Source organism: Kocuria sp. KKT182 (genome assembly GCF_055635395.1).
In genome coordinates, this window is the sequence record NZ_CM145757.1 from 2,755,658 (window position 1) to 2,777,271 (window position 21,614).

Sequence of the window (21,614 nt, forward strand, 5' to 3'; positions counted from 1 at the left end):
GCTCAGGCGTCCGTGGCGCGGATGCCGGCCGTCGACGCGATGACGCCCTTCATCTTCTTCTCGAGCGCCTCGAAGAACATCGACAGCGGGAACTCGTCGTCCAGCACCAGATCCGTGTAGCCTCGCGGCGGCCCGGCCAGCACCTCACGGGGGAGCCCCTCCGCCCACACCGATGCGGGGTTCGGAGGGACCACGGAGGCGATGAGCTCGTACGCCTTCATCCAGTGCACCGTCTTCGGCCGGTCGATCGACTCCCAGTACAGCTGGTCGATGGCTTCGCCGAGCTCGACGACGGCGTCCGCGACCCGGTCCCAGTCGAAGCTGAGCTCGACGTCGCGCCACTGCAGGACGTGCTTCCGGTGGAGCCAGGCGAACAGCAGCTGCCCGCCCAGCCCGTCGTAGTTGCGCACCCGAGAACCGGTGATCGCGAAACGGAAGATCCGGTCGAAGATCACCGCATACTGCACGAGCTTCCCGTGCCGGCGGGTCTGCTCCTCGATCCCGGTCAGTTCTTCACCGGCGGCACTGCGCGCCGTGAGCGCACGCTCGATCGTCACCGACTCCCGGAACGCCGTCAGGTCGCAGCGCAGCTCCTCCAGGGAGTACAGGAAGAACGGCATCCGCTGCTTGATCATGAACGGGTCGAACGGCAGGTCGCCGCGCATGTGCGTGCGGTCGTGGATGATGTCCCACATCACGAAGGTCTTCTCGGCGAGATCCTGATCGGCGAGCAGGGCCGCGGCGTCCTCGGGCAGGTCCAGCTTGGTGATGCCGGCGGCCGCGGTGACCACGCGGCGGTAGCGTGCCGCCTCACGGTCCTGGAAGATGGCGCCCCAGGTGAACGTCGGGATCTCCCGCACGGCGACCGTCTCGGGGAACAGGACCGCGGAGTTCGAGTCGTAGCCCGGGGTGAAGTCGATCAGCCGCAGGGACACGAACAGCTTGTTGCCGTAGTGCCCGGCCTCGAGCTCGGCGATGAACTCCGGCCAGATCGCCTCGACGATCAGGGCCTCGACGTGCCGGTTCGCCGAGCCGTTCTGGGTGTGCATGGGGAACACGACGAGATGCCGGATGCCGTCCACGCGGTGCTGCTGCGGCTGGAACTCGACGAGCGAGTCGAGGAAGTCCGGCTCCCCGAAGCCGCCGTCCGCCCAGCGTGCGAAGTCGCGGGGCAGGGCCGCCAGGTACGCCGCGTCGTGCGGGAACAGCGGGGCGAGCTCGGCGATCGACGCCGTGATCACCTCGACGTGCTCGCGCGCCGTCGGGTGGTCGGCGAGCTCGGGGATCGACCCGTCCTTGACCTGCAGGGCCTGCAGGGCGGTGGCCGCCGACCGGAGCCGGAGCCAGGCCGGGCTCGACTCCACGGTGCGGGCATCCTCCACGACCTCAGGTTCGCCGATGATGGCCTGCACCGCCTGCAGAGACGTGGACATTGAAACCCTCCTGTCGTAGATCAGCGGAAATTTTCCGGTGATGGTGATCACATACAGGAACATTCACATGTGCTCACGGGGCTGTCAACCCCTTCGGCGCGATCAACTGGTAGCGTTCGGCCCATGGACGACCCCATGGACGTGCGACTGGCAACCGAGGTGTCCCACGACCCGCGCGCCACCCTCGCCCAGTTGTCCGAGCGGGTCGGCCTCTCGGTCTCGGCCGTGCAGGCCCGCCTGCGCAAGCTCGAGAGCAGCGGGGTGATCGCCGGGTACCAGGCGATCCTCGACCCCGAGGCCATCGGCAAGCCGCTCGCGGCCTTCATCGAGATCACACCCCTCGATCCCCGCCAGCCCGACAACGCCCCCGAGCTCCTGCAGTCGATCACGGCGATCGAGGCCTGCCACTCGGTGGCCGGGGACTCCGCCTACATGCTGTTCGTCCGGGTGGCCTCGCCGAAGGCGCTCGAGGCCCTCGTCAACGAGGTGCGCCACGTGGCCTCCGTGAACACCCGCACGACCGTGGTGCTGCAGACCTTCTACGAGCACCGCCCGATGCTCTCCCCTGTCGAGGCCTGAGGCGGATTCCGGCGGGAGGTCACGGGGCGGCCGCAGTGGCCGCGGGGCCACCGACATCAAGAGGGTTGTCCCCACAAATGGGACCCCAACACGGTGCATGTATTTGCAATGGCAATGCCAGGATGGGGGAACGCCCGCGCCGGCGCCTCACCCCCATCCTGGAGGCCCCCGATGTTCCTCAGCATGTTCTCCCGTGCCCGCCCTGCCGGCGGCGGCTCTCCCACTCACGGTGGCCCGCTCCGGACCGCCGCGGCCTCGGTGGTCGTGGCCGGTCTGGTCCTCGTCGGTGGCGCGATGCCCGCCGACGCGGCGACGACCTACAGCGCCTCGTTGCGCACCGCCGTGAAGTCCCTGCCCGTGGCCGGGGAGAACAACGCCGGCTACGACCGGGCCAGGCAGTTCGGCGACTGGAACGACGCCAACGGCGACTGCCAGAACACCCGCGCCGAGGTGCTGCAGAACGAGTCCAGGGCGAGCATCAGCTTCACCACCAGCAAGCGCTGCACCGTCAAGGGCGGGCGCTGGATCACCACCTGGGACGGGAGGGTGCACACCTCGGCCACCACGGTGCAGATCGACCACACGGTGCCCGTCCACGAGGCCTGGGGCTCCGGGGCGCGGTACTGGACGAAGGCCAAGCGCGTGGCGTTCTACAACGACCTCGGCGACCACCGCACGCTCAGCGCCCAGACCTCCGCGCTGAACTCGGCCAAGCAGGCCCGGGGCCCCGAGGCCTGGATGCCGCCGCGGAACCGCTGCGGCTACGTCGGGGAGTGGGTGGCGGTGAAGATCCGCTGGGGTCTCAAGGTCGACAGCACGGAGAAGGCCGCCCTGACCCGGATCGCCGCCTCCTGCCCCAACGTCACCCTCACCGTCAGGAAGGCCTGAGCCGGGCGGACGGATCCCGGGCGGGCGCGGCGCGGAGGAGCGGCCAGGTCGTGCAGAGGGGCTGCTTCGATCCCGCCCGGGTGCAGCGGGCGCCACAGCGCCACGATGACGTCGTCGGGAACGGTGCCCTGCCCACCTCTGCCCGAGCCGGTTGTGGCCATCCGGGCTCGGCCCGGCGAGCATGGGGTCATGACATTACTGGGACGAACCCGCACCGCTCTGGTCACCGGCTCCACCAGCGGCATCGGTGCTGCCACCGCACGGACACTGGCCGCTCGAGGGTGGCACGTCGGCGTCACGGGCCGTGACCGCGCCCGCGGGGACGGCGTGGTGGCCGAGATCCGCGACCGCGGAGGGCGGGCGGACTTCATCGCCTCCGAGCTCACCGCCCCCGCGGACGACCTGCGGACCTTCGCCCGCGCCGCCACGCAGACCCTGGGCGGTCACGTCGACACCCTGGTCCACAACGCCGCCGTGTGCCCCGCCGTGGACACCCTCTCCCTCACCGATGCGGATCTCGACGCCGCGCTCGCCGTCAACGTGCGTGCCCCGCACGTGCTCACGGCCGCCCTGGCGCCGGGGATGATCGAGAACGGCGGCGGGGCGATCGTCGTCATCGGCTCGTGGATGGCCCACGTCGGCAGCCCCGTCGTGGGGCTGTACTCGGCGACGAAGGCGGCGCAGATCCAGCTCGCGCGCAGCTGGGCGGCGGAGTTCGGGTCGCACGGTGTGCGGGTCAACACCGTCTCTCCCGGAGCGACACGGTCCCCGGTCAACGCCCCGGCCGACGACGTCATCGCCCGGATCACGGCCGCCACTCCCGCCGGGCGTCCCGGGACCCCGGAGGAGATCGCCGCCGCCGTCGCCTGGATCGTCTCCGACGAAGCCGCCTACCTCCACGGCGCCGAGATCCACGTGGACGGCGGCATCACCAGCACCAGACGGATCTGAAGCCGGGCGGGCCGCGGCCTCGCCGGCGAGGCCGACCCGTGCGTCAGGAGGGCCCCGCCGGTGCGAAGATGATCCGCATGAACTGGAGTCCGCGCGCCCTGGCCCGCTCGATCGACGGCCCGGGGTCGCGCCGGCTGCCCCGGCGGCTCGTGCAGCTCTTCGCCGGGCTGGTGCTCTACGGCATCACCATGGGGATGCTCGTGCGGGCGGAACTCGGTGTCATCCCGTGGGACGTGCTGCACCAGGGGCTGTCCCGGCAGTTCGGGCTGAGCATGGGCACGGTGGTCATCGTGGTCAGCGTGCTGCTGCTGCTTCTCTGGATCCCGCTGCGCGAGCGGCCCGGGCTGGGCACCCTCAGCAACGCCGTGGTGGTCGGGCTGGTGCTCGACGCGACCCTGGCGGTGCTGCCTCCGGTCGAGTCCTTGCCGCTGCGGGTGCTGCTCGTGCTCGCCGGCGTGCTCCTCAACGCCGTGGCGACCGCCGCCTACATCGGGGTGCACCTGGGCGCCGGCCCGCGGGACGGGCTGATGACCGGCCTGGTCAGACGCACCGGGGGATCGGTGCGCGTGGTCCGCACCTCGATCGAGGTGGTCGTGGTGCTCGCCGGGTGGGTGCTCGGCGGCACCGTGGGACTGGGCACGGTGCTCTACGCCCTGGCCATCGGCCCGCTGGTCCAGGTCCTGCTGCCCCGGCTGAGCGTCCGCCTCCACCGCTGACGCCGGGCCCCGACCTGCACGCCCGCACCGAGGTGAACCCGGCGTCGGTGTTCTGAGTCGCCGGCCCCGGGCGGAGGGTCAGGTGCGGCGGTGGGCTCGGACCGCGGCGGAGGCCAGGCGGCGGCCGACCTCGATCGGTGACCGGGGGGTGCCGCGAAGGAAGGCGGCCAGGGTCCCGCCGTAGGCCAGGAGGACCTCGTCGGCCAGGTCCTGGGCGAGATCCCCGGCGAGGGGCCGGGAGAAGTGCAGGAGGCGCTCGGCGAGGAGGGCGGTGTCCGCGGCCAGGACGGCGCCGATCTCGTCCGCGGCCTCGGGGAGCTCGGTGGCCGCGGCCAGGAAGGCGCACCAGCGCGCCGGGTGGGGCTGGTCCCGCCGGTAGGAGGCCAGGGCGTCGAACACCGCGAGCAACCGCGCCGTGTCGTCGGCGGCCGCGACCACGTGCTGGTCCCAGACCGCTCGCCAGTCCGCCAGCCGGACCCGCAGCGCCTCGGCCACCAGGGCGTCCTTGCTGCCGAAGTGCGTGTACAGGGTGGCTGCCGAGACCTCCGCCTCGCGCAGCAGCTCGTCGACGGGCGTGGCCCGGATGCCGCGGTCGAACAGCACCCGGTCGGCCGCCTGCAGCAGCCGGGTGCGCGCGGGGACTCGCGGGACGGTGGTCACCCCACCACTGTATCGACCCCTCATTCCAGAACGAGCGTTTTGGTGTAGCGTTACGATCGTTCTGGTCAGCGACGTGCGAGAGGGAGTCCGATGCGAGCTCTGGTGATCAGCGGGATGGCACTGATCGCGGCGACCTACGGGCTGGCGCGCTTCGGCTACGGGCTCTTCCTGCCCCGGTTCACCGAGACCTTCCAGATGGGCTCGGCCGTCTCCGGGCTCATCCAGGCCGGGAGCTTCCTCTCCTTCTGCTTCGCCGCGGTGCTCGCCTCGCGCCTCGCCGCCCGCCCGCGACTGGTCGTGCTGTGCGCGGGGGCGACCGCCACGCTGGGCACGGCGGGCGTGGCGGCCTCGCCCACCGCGGTCGTCCTCGCGGTGAGCGTCGTGCTGGCCGGCGCCGGCGCCGGGTTTGCCACCCCGGGCCTGGTCACGCTCATCGAGCGCAATCTCGCACCGGAGCGCCAGGAGAGCGCCCAGACGGTCGTCAACGCCGGCACCGGGGCGGGCATCGTCGTCGCGGGCATCCTCATGCTCCTCACGATCGACCAGTGGCGCCTGGGGTGGGCGGCCATCGCCGTCCTGGTGGCAACGGCCACCGTGGCCACCCTCCGGGCGGACCGCTCCGCGCACCGGTCTCCGGCCGCGGAGGGGCCCGCACGGGTGCGGGTCCGTGACCTGGTGCCGCTGGCCCTGCCCATCGCCGCGGCGGCGCTCGCCGGTGCCTCGAGTGCTGCGATCTGGACCTTCGGGCGCACGGCCATGGCCGAGTCCGGCACGGGCGAGGAGTCCTATTCCATCGCGGCCTGGATGGTCCTGGGGGCGTTCGGCGTGCTGGGCGCCGCCGCCGGGAAGATCGTCCAGGTCTGGAGCCTGCGAGCGGCGTGGGTCTCGACCGCGGCGGCCATGGCCGGCGCGACCGTGGTCCTGGGCGCGGCACCGGGGACGCCGCTCGCCGCGTTCGTCTCCGCGGCCGTCTTCGGGGCCGGCTACACCGCCCTGTCCGGCGTCCTCATCGTCTGGGCCGCGCGGGTGGTTCCCGATCGCGTGTCCGAGGGCACCGCCGTGCTGTTCATCGCCCTCGCCGTCGGTCAGGCGGCCGGATCGGTCCTGCTGGGCGTCCTGTTCGACCCCGCGGCCCCGGTCCTGGCCTTCGTCGTGGCCGGTGCGCTCGGGATCCTCGCGGTGCTGCCCGCCCTGAGCGGCCGGTCCGGGGCGCGGTCCTCCCGCACCACCCCGGCACCGCACCCCGCGGGGGCCGGCAGCCCGCGGGCCTGATCCGGCGCACGCAGGCCACGAGGACGAGCACCGGGCAGCTCGATCCGGGTTCGTCCGTCGCAGCCCACGAGCCGGCCGTCCGGCGGAACCGTCACGGTGCGGGGAGCGGGACGACGGTGCGGTACTTGCCGCCGGTGCTCTGCTGCGGTGCCTCCGGGGCCCGTTCGACGGCGACGTGGCCCAGGCCCAGGTCGCCGAGCAGGCCGGTGACGCCGCTCAGCACGGCGGCCCACACCTGCTCGGGGTCCTCGCCGGCCGCGGGGAGCAGCCGGACCCGGAGGGCTGTGGGGGCGGTCTGGACGACCTGGAACAGCTCCACGCCCGGGGTCCGGTCGATGACGGTCCCCAGCGCGAGCGGGGGGACGGCGACCAGACTGCGCCCGTCGTCGTCGGGGAAGGCGAGGACGTCCGAGACCCGGCCCTGCACGCGCAGGGCCGGGGCCGGGTTCCCGCAGCCGCACGGATCCGGCTTCATCAGGACCCGGTCGCCGACGTCGTAGCGGATGATCGGCTGGACCCGGTTGGCCAGGTTCGTCATCAGCACCGTGTGCGAGACGGTCCCGGGCGGGACGGGACGGTGCTCGGCGTCGACGGGTTCGAGAACGACCCAGTCCTCGACCAGGTGCAGCCAGCCCCGGGCGCAGCTCGAGGCCGCGTAGCCGATCTCGGTGCACCCGTAGACCTCCCGCACGGGCGCCCCGAAGGCCCGCTCGATCCGGGTGCGCTCGTCCGGCGGCAGACCCTCGGCGGTGCTGAGCACCAGCACCGGGCGCAGGCGCAGCCGCCCGGCCTCCTGCTCGGAGGCCAGCAGGCGCAGCACACTGGCGTAGGCGCCGAGCATGAGCGGGCCGAAGGCGTTGAGCTCGGCCACCAGCTCGGGCAGCGGCCGGTGGATCGAGAGGATCCTGAGCCGGCGGTGGCGCCGCGGTCGCTCCCGCATCTCCCGGGTGCTGGTGGCCACGGCCAGGAAGTGCCCGCCGGTGGCCACGACCGCGGCGAACCGGCCCCCGCGCACCGTGAGCCGCACCAGGTCCCGCCCGGACAGCCACCCCGCGGACAGCCGGGCCATCATCCCCGAGGTCACCGCCCGGTACCGGTCGTCGAGCACGAAGAGACCCCGGGTGCCGGTGGTGCCGGCGGTGGTGGCCACCAGGTACCTCCCGGCGAACCGCTCCCCGATCCTGGCCGGGTCCGCCACGAACTCCTGGACCGCCGCCAGGGTCACGGCCGGGTCCGTGGCGACCTCGTCGAAGTGGGCCATCAGCTGCCGCTTGTCCGTCACCGGCAGGGCGGTGACGTCCTCGATCCGCTCCGGAAGCCCCTGGTAGAGCCGCCGGTAGTAGGCGGAGTGCTCCCGGGCGAAGGCCACGAGCTCGGCCAGCCGCTCCCGCTGCCGCCGGCGCAGCGCCTCCGGACCCTTCCGGTGGACTCGGCGGGCGTCCCACCACACCCGTGCAGCGCTGGTCCCCCGGGCGTCCGCCGCCGCGCTCCGTCGTGTCCCCATGGCACGACTCTAGGAATCCGGGGCCGGGGGAGACAGGGACCCCGCGCAGGTGACGGAATCAGTCCTCGGTCCCTCGGGCGGGTTGACCGTCCGAGGCCTTGCCCCGGCCGGGGGCGGGCCGCAGCCGGACGGGGCCGGTGAGCACCGTCCCGCGGACGGCCCGCACCGGCAGGTACGGGTCCTGCCAGGTGCGGCTGTCGCTGGAGCGGGCGCGGTTGTCCCCGAGCAGCAGCACGCGTCCCGGCGGGACGTGGAAGACACCGCACGGGCCCCCGGCGTGCACCACGTAGGGCTCGGCCACCGGCCGGCCGTCGACACTGATCCGGCCGCCGGGCTCGATCACCACCCGCTCCCCGGGCAGGCCGACGACGCGCTTGACGACTGTCCGGCCCAGTTCCTGCGAGTCGACGACGAGGATGTCGCCGCGCCGTATCCGCCCGGGGCACCACCGGCGCCGGGTCATCCGGCGCCGGCCCGGCAGCAGGGCGGGAACCATGGACACGGAGTCGACCTGCGTCACGAAGATCAGCCAGCGGCGGACGGCCAGACCGACCAGGACGGCGGTCAGGGCCACCGCCGCCACTGTGACCAGTTCTTGTCCCACGCGCCCGCCCGCCGATGCGGCGTCAGTGCCGGTGCGCGGTGTGCGCGTGATGACCCTCGTGCTCCTCGCCCTCGGCGAGCTTGAAGAAGCTGACGTAGGCCTCGACGTAGTCTCGTCCGGCACTGAGGTCGTCCACGTCGTAGTGCTTGCGCTCCAGCACCGCCGCCAGGCGCCGCTCCAGCTCCGGGACCAGCTCGGTGGGCACCAGACCCGCCAGTGGCTCCAGGGTGCCGGTGTCGACGCAGCGGTCCGCCGCGACCACCTTCTCGTCGACGGGCGCCCCCGAGGGCTTGAGGCCGGTGTACGGGGCGCCCTCGCCGGCACGGTGGGTGCGCACGAGGTTCTCCAGGAACCAGCGGTCGGCCACCTCCCGTGCCTCCTCGCCCTGATCCCGCGCCTTCCGCGCCAGAGCGAAGATCTCCCGCAGCTCGTTCTCCTGCTCCGCGCCCACCCATTTCAGGGCGTGGCTGGGGCTGCCCGTCTCCAGGGCACGCCTGCCGTCCTGGACGGCGGGTCCGTCCATGGTGTCGCAGTGGGCACCGGCCCGCACCGGGCGCAGGACCACCACCGACAGGGCCAACAGGCAGGCGCCGAGAACCAGCAGCACGGTTGTCACGGTTCGTCTCCTTCGTGGGTGGCCTCCGCACGGGCGGGACCGCAGGTGTGCATCACGGCGCCGATCGCCGGTCCTGTGCCGCGGACCTGTCCGCTCGTCCGGGTCGGCACTGCCAGTGTGCGCCGGTGCGTCCCGTGCTGCCCACCACCACCGGCAATGTGACTCCGGCACCGCGCCCGGCGCGGGGGCATCGTCTCCACCGCCGGCCGGCTGGCCGGGGCGGCGGTGAGCACCAACGCCTTGTTGGTTGCCCCGGGGTCGCGGCCGTCGTCGCCGGAGCTCTGTCCATGGCGGTGGGAGAGTACGTGTCGGTCTCCAGCCAGCGGGACTCCCAGAAGGCGGAGCTGGCCCACGAGCAGCTGCAGCTCCACACCGACGCCGCCTACGAGCTCGACCACCTCGCCGGGCTGTTCCCCGCCCAGGGCGTCGACGGCGGCCTTCGTCCTGGGTGCGCTCATCCCGCTGGTCGCCATCCTGACCTCCCCGCGGCCGATCGCCGTACCGGTCACGATGGTGTCCGTGGTCGTCGCCCTGATCGTCACCGGATCGGTCGCAGCCCACTTGGGCGGCGCTCCGCGGACACGGGCCGCGCTGCGCACGGTGGCCGGCGGCCTGTGGGGGTGCCCGAGGAGACCTCGTACCCGGGAGCCTCACAGCAGCGGCTCGGGCAGGTCGGTCCCGGTCCCGGGGTGGCCCGAGGCCGGATGGCGGCCCTCGGGGGTGACGGTGAAGCCCATCAGGTCCACGACCGGGCCCACCTGGGTCAGTTCCCGGTCCTGCTACCTGAACAGGCCCTCGCGGGTGGCCAGCATGATCGTGTCCGTGCCGGCGCGCTCACGACGGCGTGGTCCGTGAAGGTTTGGCGAAGATTCCCGCGCTGACCGCCCCCGGGCGCCGCAGCCCCGCGGCGGGGGAGGACACTGAAGTCATGAATCCTGGCACTGACGCGGCGGCCGGGCGGGTGCTGGTGGTGGACGACGAGAAGCCCCTGGCGCAGATGGTCGCCACCTACCTGACCCGCGGCGGCTACGAGGTCGCCACCGTCCACACCGGCCCCGACGCCGTGGAGGCCGCCCGCGACCGGAGCCCGGACGTGGTGGTGCTGGACCTGGGGCTGCCGGGGATGGACGGCATCGAGGTGTGCCGCAGGATCCGGGGCTTCTCCGAGTGCTACGTGCTGATGCTCACGGCCCGTGGGGACGAGGAGGACAAGCTGGCCGGACTGGCGGCCGGGGCCGACGACTACATCACGAAGCCCTTCAGCGTCCGCGAGCTCGTCGCCCGGGTGGCCGCGGTGCTGCGCCGGCCCCGCACCACGGTGGCCCCGGTCGAGCCCGCCCGGGAGTTCGGCGAGCTGACCGTCGACCTCGCGGCCCACGAGGCACGCGTGGGCGGGGAGGCGGTGGCGCTGACCCGCACCGAGTTCGAGCTGCTGGCCGCCCTGACGGCCCGGCCGCACGAGGCGCTGACCCGCCGCCGGCTCATCGACACCGTGTGGGGGCCCTCATGGGTGGGTGACGAGCGGATCGTGGACGTGCACATCGGGCACCTGCGCCGGAAGCTCGGGGAGGACCAGGCCGCCTTCGTCGACACCGTGCGCGGGGTCGGCTACCGGATGGTGGCGCGATGACCCGGCAACGACACCCCCGCGGCCTGGCCTCCCGGTTCTTCCTGGCCCAGGCCATCGTGGTGGCCGCCGGCATCCTCGCCGCCGTGGCGGTCGCCTCCCTGGCCGGACCCGCGATCTTCCACGAGCACCTGATCATGGCCGGGCACGCCGAGAACTCCCCCGAGCTGCTCCACGTGGAGCGGGCCTACCGGGACGCCGGTCTCATCGTCCTGGGCGTGGCCCTGGGCACCGCCGTGATCTGCGCCGCGGCGGTGACCTGGCTGTTCACCCGCCGCCTCCGGCGGCCCCTCGCCGCGCTCACCGAGGCGGCGCGGGGCGTGTCCCGCGGCCGCTACGACACCCGGGTCCCGGCCCTCGGCGCCGGCGTCGAGGTGGACGCCGTGGCGGCCTCGTTCAACACCATGGCCGAGCGGCTGGAGCGCACCGAGGAGCTCCGGCGGCGGATGCTCTCGGACCTCGCCCACGAGATGCGCACCCCGATCTCGGTGCTCACCGTATACTGCGAGGCGCTGCAGGACGGGGTGGCGCAGTGGGACGAGGCCACCGGCGAGCTCGTGACCGACCAGCTCGGACGCCTCACCCGGCTGGTCGAGGACATCCACGACGTCTCCCGGGCCGAGGAGGGCCGGATCGACCTGGACCGCGCCTCGCAGCCGGCCGGCGACCTGGCCCGCTCCGCTGCGGAGGCCCACCGGGAGGCGTACGCCGCCAAGGGCGTGCGGCTCGTCCTGGACGTCGACGACGACGCCGGGGTGGTGGACGTGGACCGGCAGCGGATGGGGCAGGTGCTGGGCAACCTGCTCACCAACGCCCTGCGCCACACACCGCCCGGCGGGCAGGTCTCCCTCGGCGTCGTCCGGCGGGGTCCGGAGCAGGTGGCCGTCACCGTTGCCGACACCGGCGACGGCATCGCCGCCGAGCACCTGTCCCGGGTGTTCGAGCGCTTCTGGCGCGGGGACAGCGCCCGGGACCGCGACCACGGCGGCTCCGGGATCGGCCTGACCATCTCCCGGGCCCTGGTCGAGGCCCACGGCGGGACGCTGACCGTCACGTCCCCCGGGCCCGGGGCCGGGACGGCCTTCACCGTGGAGCTGCCCTCCCGTCAGCGGGCGGGGCCGGAGCCGGCCGGGATCACCCGATGACACACCTTGCCTTATACCCCCTAGGGGTATATACCTAGGAGGAGCAGGCCCACCTCGGTCCCCACCGAGCGGACACCAGTTCTCGCAGGAGGAAGATCATGCGCTCCCCGCACCAGGACCACGGCCGCCCCGCCGCCCCGGAGCAGCCCGCGGACGCCCACGGCCACGAGCAGCACGCCGATGCCGGCACCCACGGACAGGCCATGCCGCACGAGCACGCCCACTCGGCGGTGGACGAGGACCACCAGGTCCACACCCACGGCGAGCACGCCGGGCACTCCACGGCGATGTTCCGGAACAAGTTCTGGCTCAGTCTCGTGCTGGCGGTCCCCGTGGTGGTCTTCAGCCCGATGGTCGGGCACCTGCTGGGCTACTCCGTCCCCGGGTTCCCGGGCTCCACCTGGGTCCCTCCCGTGCTGGGCACCGTCATCTTCGTCTACGGCGGGGCGCCGTTCCTGAAGGGCGGACTCACCGAGCTGAGGAGCCGGCAGCCGGGGATGATGCTGCTGATCGCCATGGCCATCACCGTCGCCTTCGTCGCCTCCTGGGTCACCACCCTGGGGATCGGCGGGTTCGACCTCGACTTCTGGTGGGAGCTGGCCCTGCTGGTGGTCATCATGCTGCTGGGCCACTGGATGGAGATGCGCGCCCTCGGCGCGGCGTCCTCCGCCCTGGACGCCCTGGCCGCGCTGCTGCCCGACGAGGCCGAGAAGGTCGTCGACGGCGACACCGTCACCGTGCCCGTCGCCGAGCTGGCCGTGGGCGACGTCGTGCTCATCCGTCCCGGGGCCCGGGTCCCGGCCGACGGGGAGATCGTCGCGGGGACGGCCGAGTTCGACGAGTCCATGATCACCGGCGAGTCCAAGGCCGTCAGCCGGGCACCCGGCGACACGGTGGTCGCCGGGACCGTGGCCACCGACACCACCGTGCGCGTGCGGGTGGAGGCCGTCGGCGCCGACACCGCCCTGGCCGGGATCCAGCGGATGGTCGCGGCCGCCCAGGAGTCCTCCTCCCGGGCCCAGGCCCTGGCCGACCGTGCCGCCGCGCTGCTGTTCTGGTTCGCCCTGGCCGCCGGCATCCTCACCGCCGTCGCCTGGACGCTGCTGGGCAGCCCGGACGACGCGGTGATCCGCACCGTGACCGTGCTGGTCATCGCCTGCCCGCACGCCCTGGGCCTGGCGATCCCGCTGGTCATCGCGATCTCCACCGAGCGCGCGGCGAAGGCCGGGGTGCTGATCAAGGACCGGCTGGCCCTGGAGCGGATGCGCACCATCGACGTGGTGCTCTTCGACAAGACCGGCACCCTCACCGAGGGCGCGCACGCGGTCACCGGCGCGGTCCCGGTCCCCGGCACCTCGAAGGGAGAGCTCCTGGCGCTCGCGGCGGCGGCCGAGGCCGACAGCGAGCACCCCGTGGCCCGCGCCATCGTCACGGCGGCCGCCCAGGACCCCGAGGCGCAGCGGCTGGGCCTGCGCGGCACCGACCTCCGGTCGGCCACCGGCCGCGGCGTCCGCGCCACGGTCGACGGCGCCGAGATCACGGTCGGCGGACCCAACATGCTGCGCGAGCTCGGCCTGTCCACGCCCGCGACGATCACCGGGACCACCCGTGAGTGGGTGGCGCGCGGCGCCGGGGTGCTCCACGTCCTCCGGGACGGAGCGGTCATCGGCGCCCTGGCGCTGGAGGACAAGGTCCGTCCCGAGTCCCGCGCCGCCGTGGCCGCCCTGCAGGACAGGGGGGTGCGCGTGGCGATGATCACCGGCGACGCCCGCCAGGTCGCCGAGGCCGTGGGCGCCGAGCTGGGCATCGACGAGGTCTTCGCGGAGGTCCTCCCGCAGGACAAGGACACCAAGGTCGTCGAGCTCCAGTCCCGGGGGATGACCGTGGCGATGGTCGGCGACGGCGTCAACGACGCCCCCGCCCTGGCCCGGGCCGAGGTCGGCATCGCCATCGGCGCCGGCACCGACGTGGCCATGGAGTCGGCCGGGGTGGTCCTGGCCGGCAACGACCCCCGGTCCGTGCTGTCGATGATCGAGCTGTCGCGGGCCAGCTACCGGAAGATGATCCAGAACCTGGTCTGGGCCGCCGGCTACAACGTCGTCGCCGTGCCACTGGCCGCCGGGGTGCTCGCCCCGATCGGGATCGTGCTGTCCCCGGCCGTGGGCGCGGTGCTGATGTCGGCGTCCACCATCGTGGTGGCGCTCAACGCCCAGCTGCTGCGCCGCCTCGACCTCGCCCCGGCCCATCTGGCCGCCGTCGGCACCGAGGACCGCCGGGCCCCCGAGCAGGCCGGCACCGTCCCCGCCCGCTGAACCACCCCGACCCCCGACCCCCGACCCCCGACCCCCGAACCGAAGAGAAGGACACCCACCGTGAAGCGTTCCACCACCCTCACCACCCTCGCCCTGGCCTCGGCCCTCGCCCTGGCCGGCTGCGGCACCAGCGGCGCCCAGGAGGGCGCCGGCACGGACGCGGAGACCGCTGCCCCCGCGGCCTCCGCGTCTGCGGCCACCAGCACCGGTGCGGCCTCCGGCGAGCCGATCGCCGCCGAGCACAACGACGCGGACGTGATGTTCGCCCAGATGATGCTCCCGCACCACGAGCAGGCCGTGGAGATGAGCGAGATGCTGCTGGCCAAGGACGACGTCCCGGCCGAGGTCGCCGAGTTCGCCCAGAGAGTCATCGACGCCCAGGGCCCGGAGATCGAGCGCATGAACGACATGCTCACCGCCTGGGAGGCCGAGCCCCTGGCCGACGCCGAGGACATGGACGGCATGGACCACGGCTCCGGGGCGGGCATGAGCGGGATGATGAGCGAGGAGGACATGTCCGCCCTCGAGGACGCCCAGGGCACCGGGGCCGCCCAGCTGTACCTGGAGCAGATGACCGTCCACCACGAGGGCGCGGTCGAGATGGCCCAGGAGCAGATCGAGCAGGGGCAGAACCCGCAGGCCGTCGAGCTCGCCCGCCAGGTGGTCGCAGACCAGGAGGCGGAGATCGCCGAGATGGAGCAGATGCTCCAGGAGCTGCCGGACGGTTCCTGACCGCCCCGGTGACCGGCGTCGTCGCCCACGGGCGGCCGCCGGCAAAAGCCGACCGACCGATCGAAGGAGGACCGCGATGATGTGGGGCGACGGCATGGGAGGGGGCATGGGCTGGATGTGGATCTTCTGGCTCCTGCTCGTCGTGGGCACGGTCGTACTGGTCGTCGTGCTCGTGAAGCTGCTCACCGGGAACTCGGGCGGCGGGACCCGGCAGGGCGGTTCCGCGCCGCCGACGGGTGCCGGCCCGCGCCGGTCCCGGGAGATCCTCGAGGAGCGCTACGCGCGCGGGGAGATCAGCACCGAGGAGTTCCGGGAGCGGCTGCGGACCCTGGAGGAGGGCGAGCGGTGAGCCCGCTGACCCGCCGGCAGCTGCTGGCCCTGGGTGCGGCCGGCGCCGGCGCCGCGGCCGTGGGCGGGGCCGGGCTGTGGTGGACCGGCGGCGGGGGTGAGGCCATCGGCGGCGGCCGGGAGCTGCTGCAGCCCGAGGTGCTGTCCAGCCGGGACGGGGCCCTGGACCTGGCCCTGGCGGCGGCCCCCGCCCGGGTGCGGATCGGGGCGCGGACCGCGCACGTGCAGGCGTTCAACGGCTCCCTGCCCGGGCCCACCCTGCGGGTCCGCCCCGGGGACACGCTCCGGGTGGCGATGACCAACGGCCTGGACGACCCGACGAACCTGCACGTGCACGGCCTGCACGTCTCCCCGGCGGGCAACGGGGACAACCCCTTCGTGAGCATCGCCCCCGGAGACTCCTTCGACTACGAGTTCGCCCTTCCGGACGACCACCCGCCGGGCACCTACTGGTACCACCCGCACCACCACGGGCACGTGGCCGACCAGCTCGCCGCCGGGCTCTACGGGGCCATCGTGGTCGAGGACCCCGACCCCGTCCCGGTGGCCCGGGAGCGGGTGCTGGTGATCTCCGACCTCACCCTGGACGCCTCCGGCAACCTCGCCGAGGTCTCCCCGCCCGAGCGGATGATGGGCCGGGAGGGGCAGACCGTGCTGGTCAACGGCCAGGTCCGTCCCGGGGCCAGCGCGGCACCGGGGGAGCGGGAGCTGTGGCGGGTCGTCAACGCCTGCCCGGCCCGGTTCCTGCGCCTGAGCCTGGAGGGGCAAGACCTGCGGCTCTCCGGCCGTGACGTCGGCCGGCTGCCCGAGGCGCTCGAGGTCACCGACGTGACGCTGGCGCCGGGCAACCGGGTGGAGCTGCTGGTGGACGCCCGGGCTGGCACCTCCGTCCTGGTGGCCACCCCGGTGGACCGCGGCAGCATGGACGGGATGATGAACGGCATGACGGGCCCGGGCGGGGACCGTCCCGGCTCCGGCGGTCCGGTCGAGCTGCTCACCCTGGAGGTCGCCGGGGACCCGGTCGAGCAGGCCGGGCCCGTGCCCGCGGGGCCGGCGCTGCGGGACCTGCGCGAGGAGCCGGTCGAGGCCCGCCGCACCCTGGACTTCGCCATGGGCATGGGCATGGGCATGGGGATGGGGATGGGCGGGATGATGGGCGGCATGCGCGGTCCCGGGCAGATGATGTCCTTCACGATCGACGGCCGGCAGTTCGACGCCGGGCGCACCGACCAGCGGGTCCGGGTGGGCACCGTGGAGGAGTGGACCCTGGCCAACTCCAGCCCCATGGACCACCCGGTGCACCTGCACGTGTGGCCGATGCAGGTCGTGGCGGAGGCGGGCCGCGAGGTCTCCGGGCCGCGGTGGCAGGACGTGGTCAACGTCCCGGCCTTCGGGGAGGTGACGGTCCGGGTGGCCTTCGACGACTTCGCCGGCCGCAGCGTCTACCACTGCCACATCCTCGACCACGAGGACCTCGGCATGATGGGCACCCTCGAGGTCCGCTGAGGCCCGCTGCGGTCCCTCGGCCCGCCCCCCCCGTGCAGGGCGCGGCGCCGGAGCGCGGGCCGGGGGTCCGGTGGCCCGCGGCGCTCTTCCGGGGAGGGGTCAGGTCATTCCGCGGGGCACTGGCGCTCGGCCGGCTCCTCGTGGTCGGGGACCGGCCGGGACTCCGCCTCCTGGGCCGTGGCGGCCACGCCGTTGCGCTCGATGTCCTCGATCAGCCAGTCCATCTCGAAGATCTCCCGCCGCTGGGCCTCGCTGATCTCGACCGCCAGTTCGCACACCCGCACGTCGGACAGCTCGGCGCGCTCGGACCGGGTGATGGCCAAGGAGTGGTGCGGGATCATCCCGCTCATGAACGACGTGTCCTGCACCGTGGTCTGGCTGCGGTCCAGGAACGCCCCGGTGCCGAACAGCAGGAGGCTGACCACCACGATGGCCACGTTCGCCTTGGTGTTCTTGTACATGTTCAGCATCCAGGCCAGCATGATCAGGCCCATCGTCCCGCCCATGGTCAGGGTCATGAACAGGCGGCTCTCGCTCCAGCGCACGTGGCCCCACTCCCAGGAGCCGATGAACATGGTGGCGTACATCACCACCATGGCCGTCAGGATCATCGCGCCGAAGCGCAGGTACATCGTCATGTCCCCGTGGGACCGGTGCTCCCCGGGGGAGTCCCCGTCCGGCCGGCTCCCACCGTGCTGACGTCCGCCGCTCCTGCCGTCTCCTGTGTTCGACACGGAACTCCTCCGATCTCCGTGGTCCGGTCCGAGGACCCCCGCCGCGGCGGAGCAGCCGCTGCCGCGGGGGTCGGGTCGGTGCTCCGCCGGGCTCAGCCCATCGAGGCGAGGAGGTCGGCGCAGGCCTGCTCGCAGCGGCGGCAGGCCTCGGCGCAGACCTTGCAGTGCTCGTGCATCCCGGCGTGCTCGGCGCATTCGTCCCCGCAGGCCTTGCACGCGGTGCGGCACGCCTCGAGCAGGGCCCGGCCGACCTCGGCGTTGTTGCCGGTCTGACGGGAGAGCGCCTTGCCGGTGGCGGCGCAGACGTCGGCGCAGTCCAGGTTCTTGCGGATGCACTCGGTCAGCTCCGCGACCATGTCCTCGGCCAGACAGGCGTCGGCGCAGGCGGTGCAGGTCTGGGCGCACTCGAAGCACGCCGCGATGCACTCGGCCAGCTTCTGCCGGTCGATGTCCCCCAGGTCCTTCGGGTAGGTCTCGAGCATCGAGGTCACGTGGGTCATGGTCTCGCTCCTTCGTCCGTCCTGCCGTGGTGCGGACCGGTCGGAACCGGACCGCCGTGCAACCGACAGTAAACTGCCGATCCGGCGGAGTGAAGCCCTGGGCGTTGAAGATTCCGTGAAGAAACCCCGGCCGCGGAGGGTGGGCGGACGAGCCGGTCGGCGCCGGCCGCCACCGCCGGTCACGCCGCGGACGCCTTCTGGGCGCGGTGCCGCCGGTTTTGTTTTTGAGAATGAAACTCATTACCATGAAAGCTCGTGGAGACCGGTCCTGGCAAGGAGGGAAGCATGCGCAGTGCGACCGGAGTGGACGTGCGGGGGCTCGAGGTGACCCTGGCCGGACGGCCGCTGCTGCAGGGCGTGGGCTTCCAGGTGCCCCCGGGTCGGCGGGTGGCCCTGCTCGGCGCCTCGGGCTCGGGGAAGTCCCTGACGGTCCTGGCCCTGCTGGGTTTGCTCGGACACCACGTCGACGTGCAGGGCTCCCTGCGGGTCGCCGGCCGTGAGCTGCCGTGGCGGCAGGCTCCCGGGCGGCGTCCGGGAATGGCCGCGGTCTTCCAGGACTCCCAGGCCGCACTGAACCCCGTGGTGTGCCTGGATCGGCAGCTGCTGCCCGCCGTGGCCCGCCGGCGCCGGCTCGGTGCGGCGGCCGCCGGCCGGGTCGTGGCGGATCTGCTCCGCGAGGTCGGCTTCGAGGACCCGGCGCGGATCCTGCGGGCCCACCCCTCCCAGCTGTCGGGCGGGCAGCGGCAGCGGGTGTGCCTGGCGCTCGCCATGGCCGCCGCCCCGGACCTGCTGGTGGCCGACGAGCCGACCACGGCGCTGGACATGATCAGCCAGCGCCACGTGGTCGAGGCCCTGCGCCGGTGCACCGGCGCAGGGCGCGGCGGGCTGCTGTTCGTCACCCACGACCTGGCGGTCGCCGCCGACCTGTGCGACGACGTCGTCGTCCTGGACCGGGGACGGGTGGTCGAGTCCGGCCCGATCCAGCAGGTGGTCCGATCGCCGCAGGCGCCCTTCACCGCGGCCCTGGTCGAGGCGGCCCGCACCGGCCTCCGGTCCGCCGCGGCTCCGCCGGCTGCCGCCCCGCTGGGCGTGGCCCCGTGAGCCGGGCGGCGGAACCCGCCGCACTGCACGGTGTCGGACTCAGCAGAAGCTACGGCACGCGCTCCGGCGCCGTGGCCGCGGTGCGCGATGTCGACCTCGCGGTGCGCGAGGGGGAGTCGCTGGGCCTGGTCGGCCCCTCCGGATCGGGCAAGTCCACGCTGCTGTCCCTGCTGCTGGGCGTCGAGCGCCCGGACCGGGGCGAGATCCTCTTCGACGGCGTTCCCCTGACCGGCCGGCAGCGGATCCGGCGGGCCAGGCAGGCCGTGCAGTACGTCCCGCAGGACCCCGCGTCCAGCCTGGACCCGCGGCGCAGCGTCGAACGCCAGCTGCGGGAACCGCTGCGCCGCTTCGGCATCGCGGGCGACCACGCCCCAATGGTCCGGGACGCCCTGGAGCGGGTCGGCCTGGGCGCCGAGCACCTGGACCGGCGCGCCCACGAGCTCTCCGGCGGTCAGGCCCAGCGCGTGGCGATCGCCCGGGCCCTGGTGACCCGGCCGCGGATCCTCCTGGCCGACGAGGCGGTCAGCGGCCTCGACCTGCCGCTGCGCCACCAGGTGCTGGACCTGCTCCAGGAGCAGCACGTCCAAGAGGGACTGGGGCTGCTGTTCGTCTCCCACGACCTCACCGCGGTCCGCTTCCTGTGCCGCCGCGCGCTGGTGCTCGACCACGGGCAGGTGGTGGAGGAGGGCCCCGTCGACCGGCTCCTCGAGACGCCGCGCCACCCGACCACGCAGGAGCTGGTGGATGCGGTTCCGCACCTGGCCCCCTGAGCCGGCGGCCGCACCATCCCTGTCACCCACCACCGATCACCACACCGAAAGGGCCTCCTGATGCCACCCCGCCCCTCCGCTCCCGGTCCCGCCGCTCGCCGCACCGGCCTCGGCCTCGCCGCGGTCAGCCTGCTGCTGCTCACCGGTTGCTTCGCCGAGGGCTCCGGCACCTCCTCCGCCGGGGGAGCCGGCGGCTCGACCGACGGCCGGATCGAGCTCGCCATGCTGCAGCCGCCGCGCTCGGGGCTGTCCCCGCTGAGCGACGACGCCTTCAAGCTCTCCCGCTGGTCCACCGCCGAGACGCTGGTCCGGCTGGACGAGGCCGGGGACGCCCAGCCGATGCTGGCCACCGCGTGGGAGCAGCTCGACGACACCACCTGGTCCTTCACGATCCGGGACGGCGTCACCTTCCACGACGGCACCGAGCTCACCGCGGAGAACGCCGCCGCCTCCCTGGCCCGGGCGGTGGAGGCGGAGCCGGCCCCGCGCATCCTCGACGGGGTGGAGATGAGCGTGGCGGCCGAGGGCGACACCGTGCGGGTCACCACCGCCGGGACAGACCCGCTGGTCCCGCAGCGGCTGTCCAGCCCGCAGCTGTCGGTCCTGGCCCCGGCCGCCTACGAGGGCACCGCCGTGACCCCGGTGGGCCACGGCACGGGTCCGTTCGAGCTCACCGCCGTGGACGGCACCTCCGGGGCCACCCTGGAGCGCTACGACGACCACTGGGCCGGCGCCGCGGCGGCGGCCGGCATCGACGTGTCCTTTGTGCCCGACGGCACCGCCCGGGCCGCCGCGCTGCGCACCGGCGAGGCCGACGTCGTCGAGGCCGTGCCCGTGGGCCAGGCCGCCGAGGTCGAGGAGGACCTCCTCGAGGAGGTGCCGATGCCGCGCACCAACACGCTCTACCTCAACACCGAGGACGGGCCGTTCGCCGACCCCGCCCTGCGCGCCGCCGCCCGGGAGGCCCTGGACCCGCAGCGCATCGTGGACGGGGTCTACGAGGGCCGGGCCGACGCGGCCGCGGGACTGCTGGGCCCGGCGATCCCCTACGCCGCGGAGGGCCGGGACACCGACGCCTACCGCGAGGCGCTGGCCGACCGCGCCGAGGCCGGGGACCCGGCCGGGCGGAAGATCACCATCGGCACCTTCACCGACCGGGCCGAGCTGCCCGAGGTCGCCGTCCAGCTCCAGCAGCAGCTCGAGGCCGCCGGCTTCGAGGTCGAGCTCGAGGTGCGCGAGTACCAGTACATCGAGGCCGACGCCCTGGACGGCGACTTCGACGCCTTCGTCCTCTCCCGCGCCACGGTGCTCGACTCGGGCGACCCAGTGGCCTACATGGTGAGCGACTTCGGCTGCGAGGGCTCGTTCAACCTCTCCCGGTTCTGCTCCGGGGCCGTCGACGACGCCCTGACCGCCGCGGAGCAGGCCGCTCCCGGCGAGGAGCGCCAGGAGGCGATCATGGCCGCCGAAGCGGCGATCCTGGCCGAGGACGCGGCGATCCCGATGCTCCACGAGCGCGTCATCCAGGGTGAGCAGGACGGCGTGGAGGGCGCGGTCCGCGATCCGCGCGAGCGCGAGCTGATCACGGCCGAGACCGCCGTCTCCGAGTGACGGGC

The 21,614-nt window shown here is 73.6% G+C and carries 21 protein-coding genes and 1 pseudogene; 15 read left to right on the forward strand and 7 right to left on the reverse strand.

The window, feature by feature from the left end:
* Positions 1-2 precede the first annotated feature (2 nt).
* Positions 3-1,433 (reverse strand): DUF6421 family protein, encoded by a 1,431-nt coding sequence (locus ACZ2G1_RS12920; protein ID WP_126350492.1) that lies wholly within the window; start codon positions 1,431-1,433, stop codon positions 3-5.
* A gap of 123 nt (positions 1,434-1,556) precedes the next feature.
* Here ACZ2G1_RS12920 and ACZ2G1_RS12925 point away from each other — a divergent pair, with 123 nt between their 5' ends.
* From ACZ2G1_RS12925 to yczE, 4 genes are all read left to right on the forward strand, one after another.
* Positions 1,557-2,012 (forward strand): Lrp/AsnC family transcriptional regulator, encoded by a 456-nt coding sequence (locus ACZ2G1_RS12925; RefSeq protein WP_031282182.1) that lies wholly within the window; start codon positions 1,557-1,559, stop codon positions 2,010-2,012.
* Between the two features lie 171 nt (positions 2,013-2,183).
* Positions 2,184-2,900: an HNH endonuclease family protein gene (locus ACZ2G1_RS12930; RefSeq protein WP_470376934.1), complete on the forward strand. Its 717-nt coding sequence runs from the start codon at positions 2,184-2,186 to the stop codon at positions 2,898-2,900.
* Positions 2,901-3,089: 189 nt separating this feature from the next.
* Positions 3,090-3,851, forward strand: a complete 762-nt coding sequence (locus ACZ2G1_RS12935) for an SDR family NAD(P)-dependent oxidoreductase (RefSeq protein ID WP_470376935.1) — start codon at positions 3,090-3,092, stop codon at positions 3,849-3,851.
* A gap of 77 nt (positions 3,852-3,928) precedes the next feature.
* Positions 3,929-4,567: a membrane protein YczE gene (gene yczE, locus ACZ2G1_RS12940; RefSeq protein WP_422386539.1), complete on the forward strand. Its 639-nt coding sequence runs from the start codon at positions 3,929-3,931 to the stop codon at positions 4,565-4,567.
* Between the two features lie 78 nt (positions 4,568-4,645).
* Here the strand turns inward: yczE and ACZ2G1_RS12945 are convergent, their stop codons facing one another.
* Positions 4,646-5,227 (reverse strand): TetR/AcrR family transcriptional regulator, encoded by a 582-nt coding sequence (locus ACZ2G1_RS12945; protein WP_470376936.1) that lies wholly within the window; start codon positions 5,225-5,227, stop codon positions 4,646-4,648.
* 90 nt (positions 5,228-5,317) lie between these two features.
* Here ACZ2G1_RS12945 and ACZ2G1_RS12950 point away from each other — a divergent pair, with 90 nt between their 5' ends.
* A complete protein-coding gene (locus tag ACZ2G1_RS12950) occupies positions 5,318-6,499 on the forward strand; it encodes an MFS transporter (protein WP_470376937.1) in 1,182 nt (393 codons plus the stop codon).
* 91 nt (positions 6,500-6,590) lie between these two features.
* On the opposite strand, the gene ACZ2G1_RS12955 is transcribed toward ACZ2G1_RS12950, so the two are convergent.
* From ACZ2G1_RS12955 to ACZ2G1_RS12965, 3 genes are read right to left on the reverse strand one after another with little or no spacing between them, the layout of a single operon-like run.
* The gene (locus tag ACZ2G1_RS12955; protein ID WP_470376938.1) at positions 6,591-8,003 is read right to left on the reverse strand and encodes a phenylacetate--CoA ligase family protein; all 1,413 of its coding nucleotides are present in this window, start codon (positions 8,001-8,003) and stop codon (positions 6,591-6,593) included.
* A gap of 58 nt (positions 8,004-8,061) precedes the next feature.
* On the reverse strand, positions 8,062-8,577 hold the full coding sequence (gene lepB / locus ACZ2G1_RS12960) for a signal peptidase I (RefSeq protein WP_470376939.1): 516 nt from the start codon (positions 8,575-8,577) through the stop codon (positions 8,062-8,064).
* 52 nt (positions 8,578-8,629) lie between these two features.
* Entirely contained in the window at positions 8,630-9,223 is a 594-nt protein-coding gene (locus tag ACZ2G1_RS12965; protein WP_470376940.1) for a DUF6448 family protein, read from the reverse strand.
* A 287-nt stretch (positions 9,224-9,510) separates the two neighbouring features.
* Here ACZ2G1_RS12965 and ACZ2G1_RS12970 point away from each other — a divergent pair.
* The 7 genes and pseudogenes from ACZ2G1_RS12970 to ACZ2G1_RS13000 form a co-directional block, all read left to right on the forward strand.
* Positions 9,511-9,778 (forward strand): annotated as a pseudogene (locus ACZ2G1_RS12970) (VIT1/CCC1 transporter family protein); the annotation flags it as partial.
* A gap of 373 nt (positions 9,779-10,151) precedes the next feature.
* Complete coding sequence (locus ACZ2G1_RS12975) at positions 10,152-10,853, forward strand: response regulator transcription factor (RefSeq protein ID WP_035924157.1); 702 nt, start codon at positions 10,152-10,154, stop codon at positions 10,851-10,853.
* The gene (locus ACZ2G1_RS12980; protein WP_470376941.1) at positions 10,850-11,995 is read left to right on the forward strand and encodes a sensor histidine kinase; all 1,146 of its coding nucleotides are present in this window, start codon (positions 10,850-10,852) and stop codon (positions 11,993-11,995) included. Before ACZ2G1_RS12975 ends, ACZ2G1_RS12980 begins: the two co-directional genes overlap by 4 nt.
* Positions 11,996-12,093: 98 nt before the next feature.
* The gene (locus ACZ2G1_RS12985; protein WP_470376942.1) at positions 12,094-14,307 is read left to right on the forward strand and encodes a copper-translocating P-type ATPase; all 2,214 of its coding nucleotides are present in this window, start codon (positions 12,094-12,096) and stop codon (positions 14,305-14,307) included.
* Positions 14,308-14,367: 60 nt separating this feature from the next.
* The gene (locus ACZ2G1_RS12990) at positions 14,368-15,039 is read left to right on the forward strand and encodes a DUF305 domain-containing protein (protein ID WP_109222971.1); all 672 of its coding nucleotides are present in this window, start codon (positions 14,368-14,370) and stop codon (positions 15,037-15,039) included.
* A 76-nt stretch (positions 15,040-15,115) separates the two neighbouring features.
* Positions 15,116-15,388, forward strand: a complete 273-nt coding sequence (locus tag ACZ2G1_RS12995) for an SHOCT domain-containing protein (protein WP_470376943.1) — start codon at positions 15,116-15,118, stop codon at positions 15,386-15,388.
* Positions 15,385-16,893, forward strand: a complete 1,509-nt coding sequence (locus tag ACZ2G1_RS13000) for a multicopper oxidase family protein (RefSeq protein ID WP_470376944.1) — start codon at positions 15,385-15,387, stop codon at positions 16,891-16,893. The genes ACZ2G1_RS12995 and ACZ2G1_RS13000 overlap by 4 nt, the downstream gene beginning before the upstream one ends.
* Before the next feature lie 104 nt (positions 16,894-16,997).
* Here the strand turns inward: ACZ2G1_RS13000 and ACZ2G1_RS13005 are convergent, their stop codons facing one another.
* Positions 16,998-17,627 (reverse strand): DUF305 domain-containing protein, encoded by a 630-nt coding sequence (locus tag ACZ2G1_RS13005; RefSeq protein WP_272026329.1) that lies wholly within the window; start codon positions 17,625-17,627, stop codon positions 16,998-17,000.
* 92 nt (positions 17,628-17,719) lie between these two features.
* Positions 17,720-18,127, reverse strand: coding sequence for a four-helix bundle copper-binding protein (locus ACZ2G1_RS13010; RefSeq protein ID WP_470376945.1), 408 nt, complete (start codon positions 18,125-18,127; stop codon positions 17,720-17,722).
* Positions 18,128-18,412: 285 nt separating this feature from the next.
* On the opposite strand from ACZ2G1_RS13010, the gene ACZ2G1_RS13015 reads away from it, so the two are divergent.
* The 3 genes from ACZ2G1_RS13015 to ACZ2G1_RS13025 are packed head-to-tail and all read left to right on the forward strand — an operon-like array spanning position 18,413 to position 21,609.
* Positions 18,413-19,228 carry an ATP-binding cassette domain-containing protein gene (locus ACZ2G1_RS13015; RefSeq protein ID WP_470376946.1) on the forward strand — a complete coding sequence of 272 codons (816 nt, stop codon included), beginning with the start codon at positions 18,413-18,415 and terminating at the stop codon, positions 19,226-19,228.
* Positions 19,225-19,998, forward strand: coding sequence for an ABC transporter ATP-binding protein (locus ACZ2G1_RS13020; RefSeq protein WP_470376947.1), 774 nt, complete (start codon positions 19,225-19,227; stop codon positions 19,996-19,998). Before ACZ2G1_RS13015 ends, ACZ2G1_RS13020 begins: the two co-directional genes overlap by 4 nt.
* Positions 19,999-20,058: 60 nt before the next feature.
* The gene (locus ACZ2G1_RS13025; protein WP_470376948.1) at positions 20,059-21,609 is read left to right on the forward strand and encodes an ABC transporter substrate-binding protein; all 1,551 of its coding nucleotides are present in this window, start codon (positions 20,059-20,061) and stop codon (positions 21,607-21,609) included.
* The last annotated feature ends 5 nt before the right edge of the window (positions 21,610-21,614 follow it).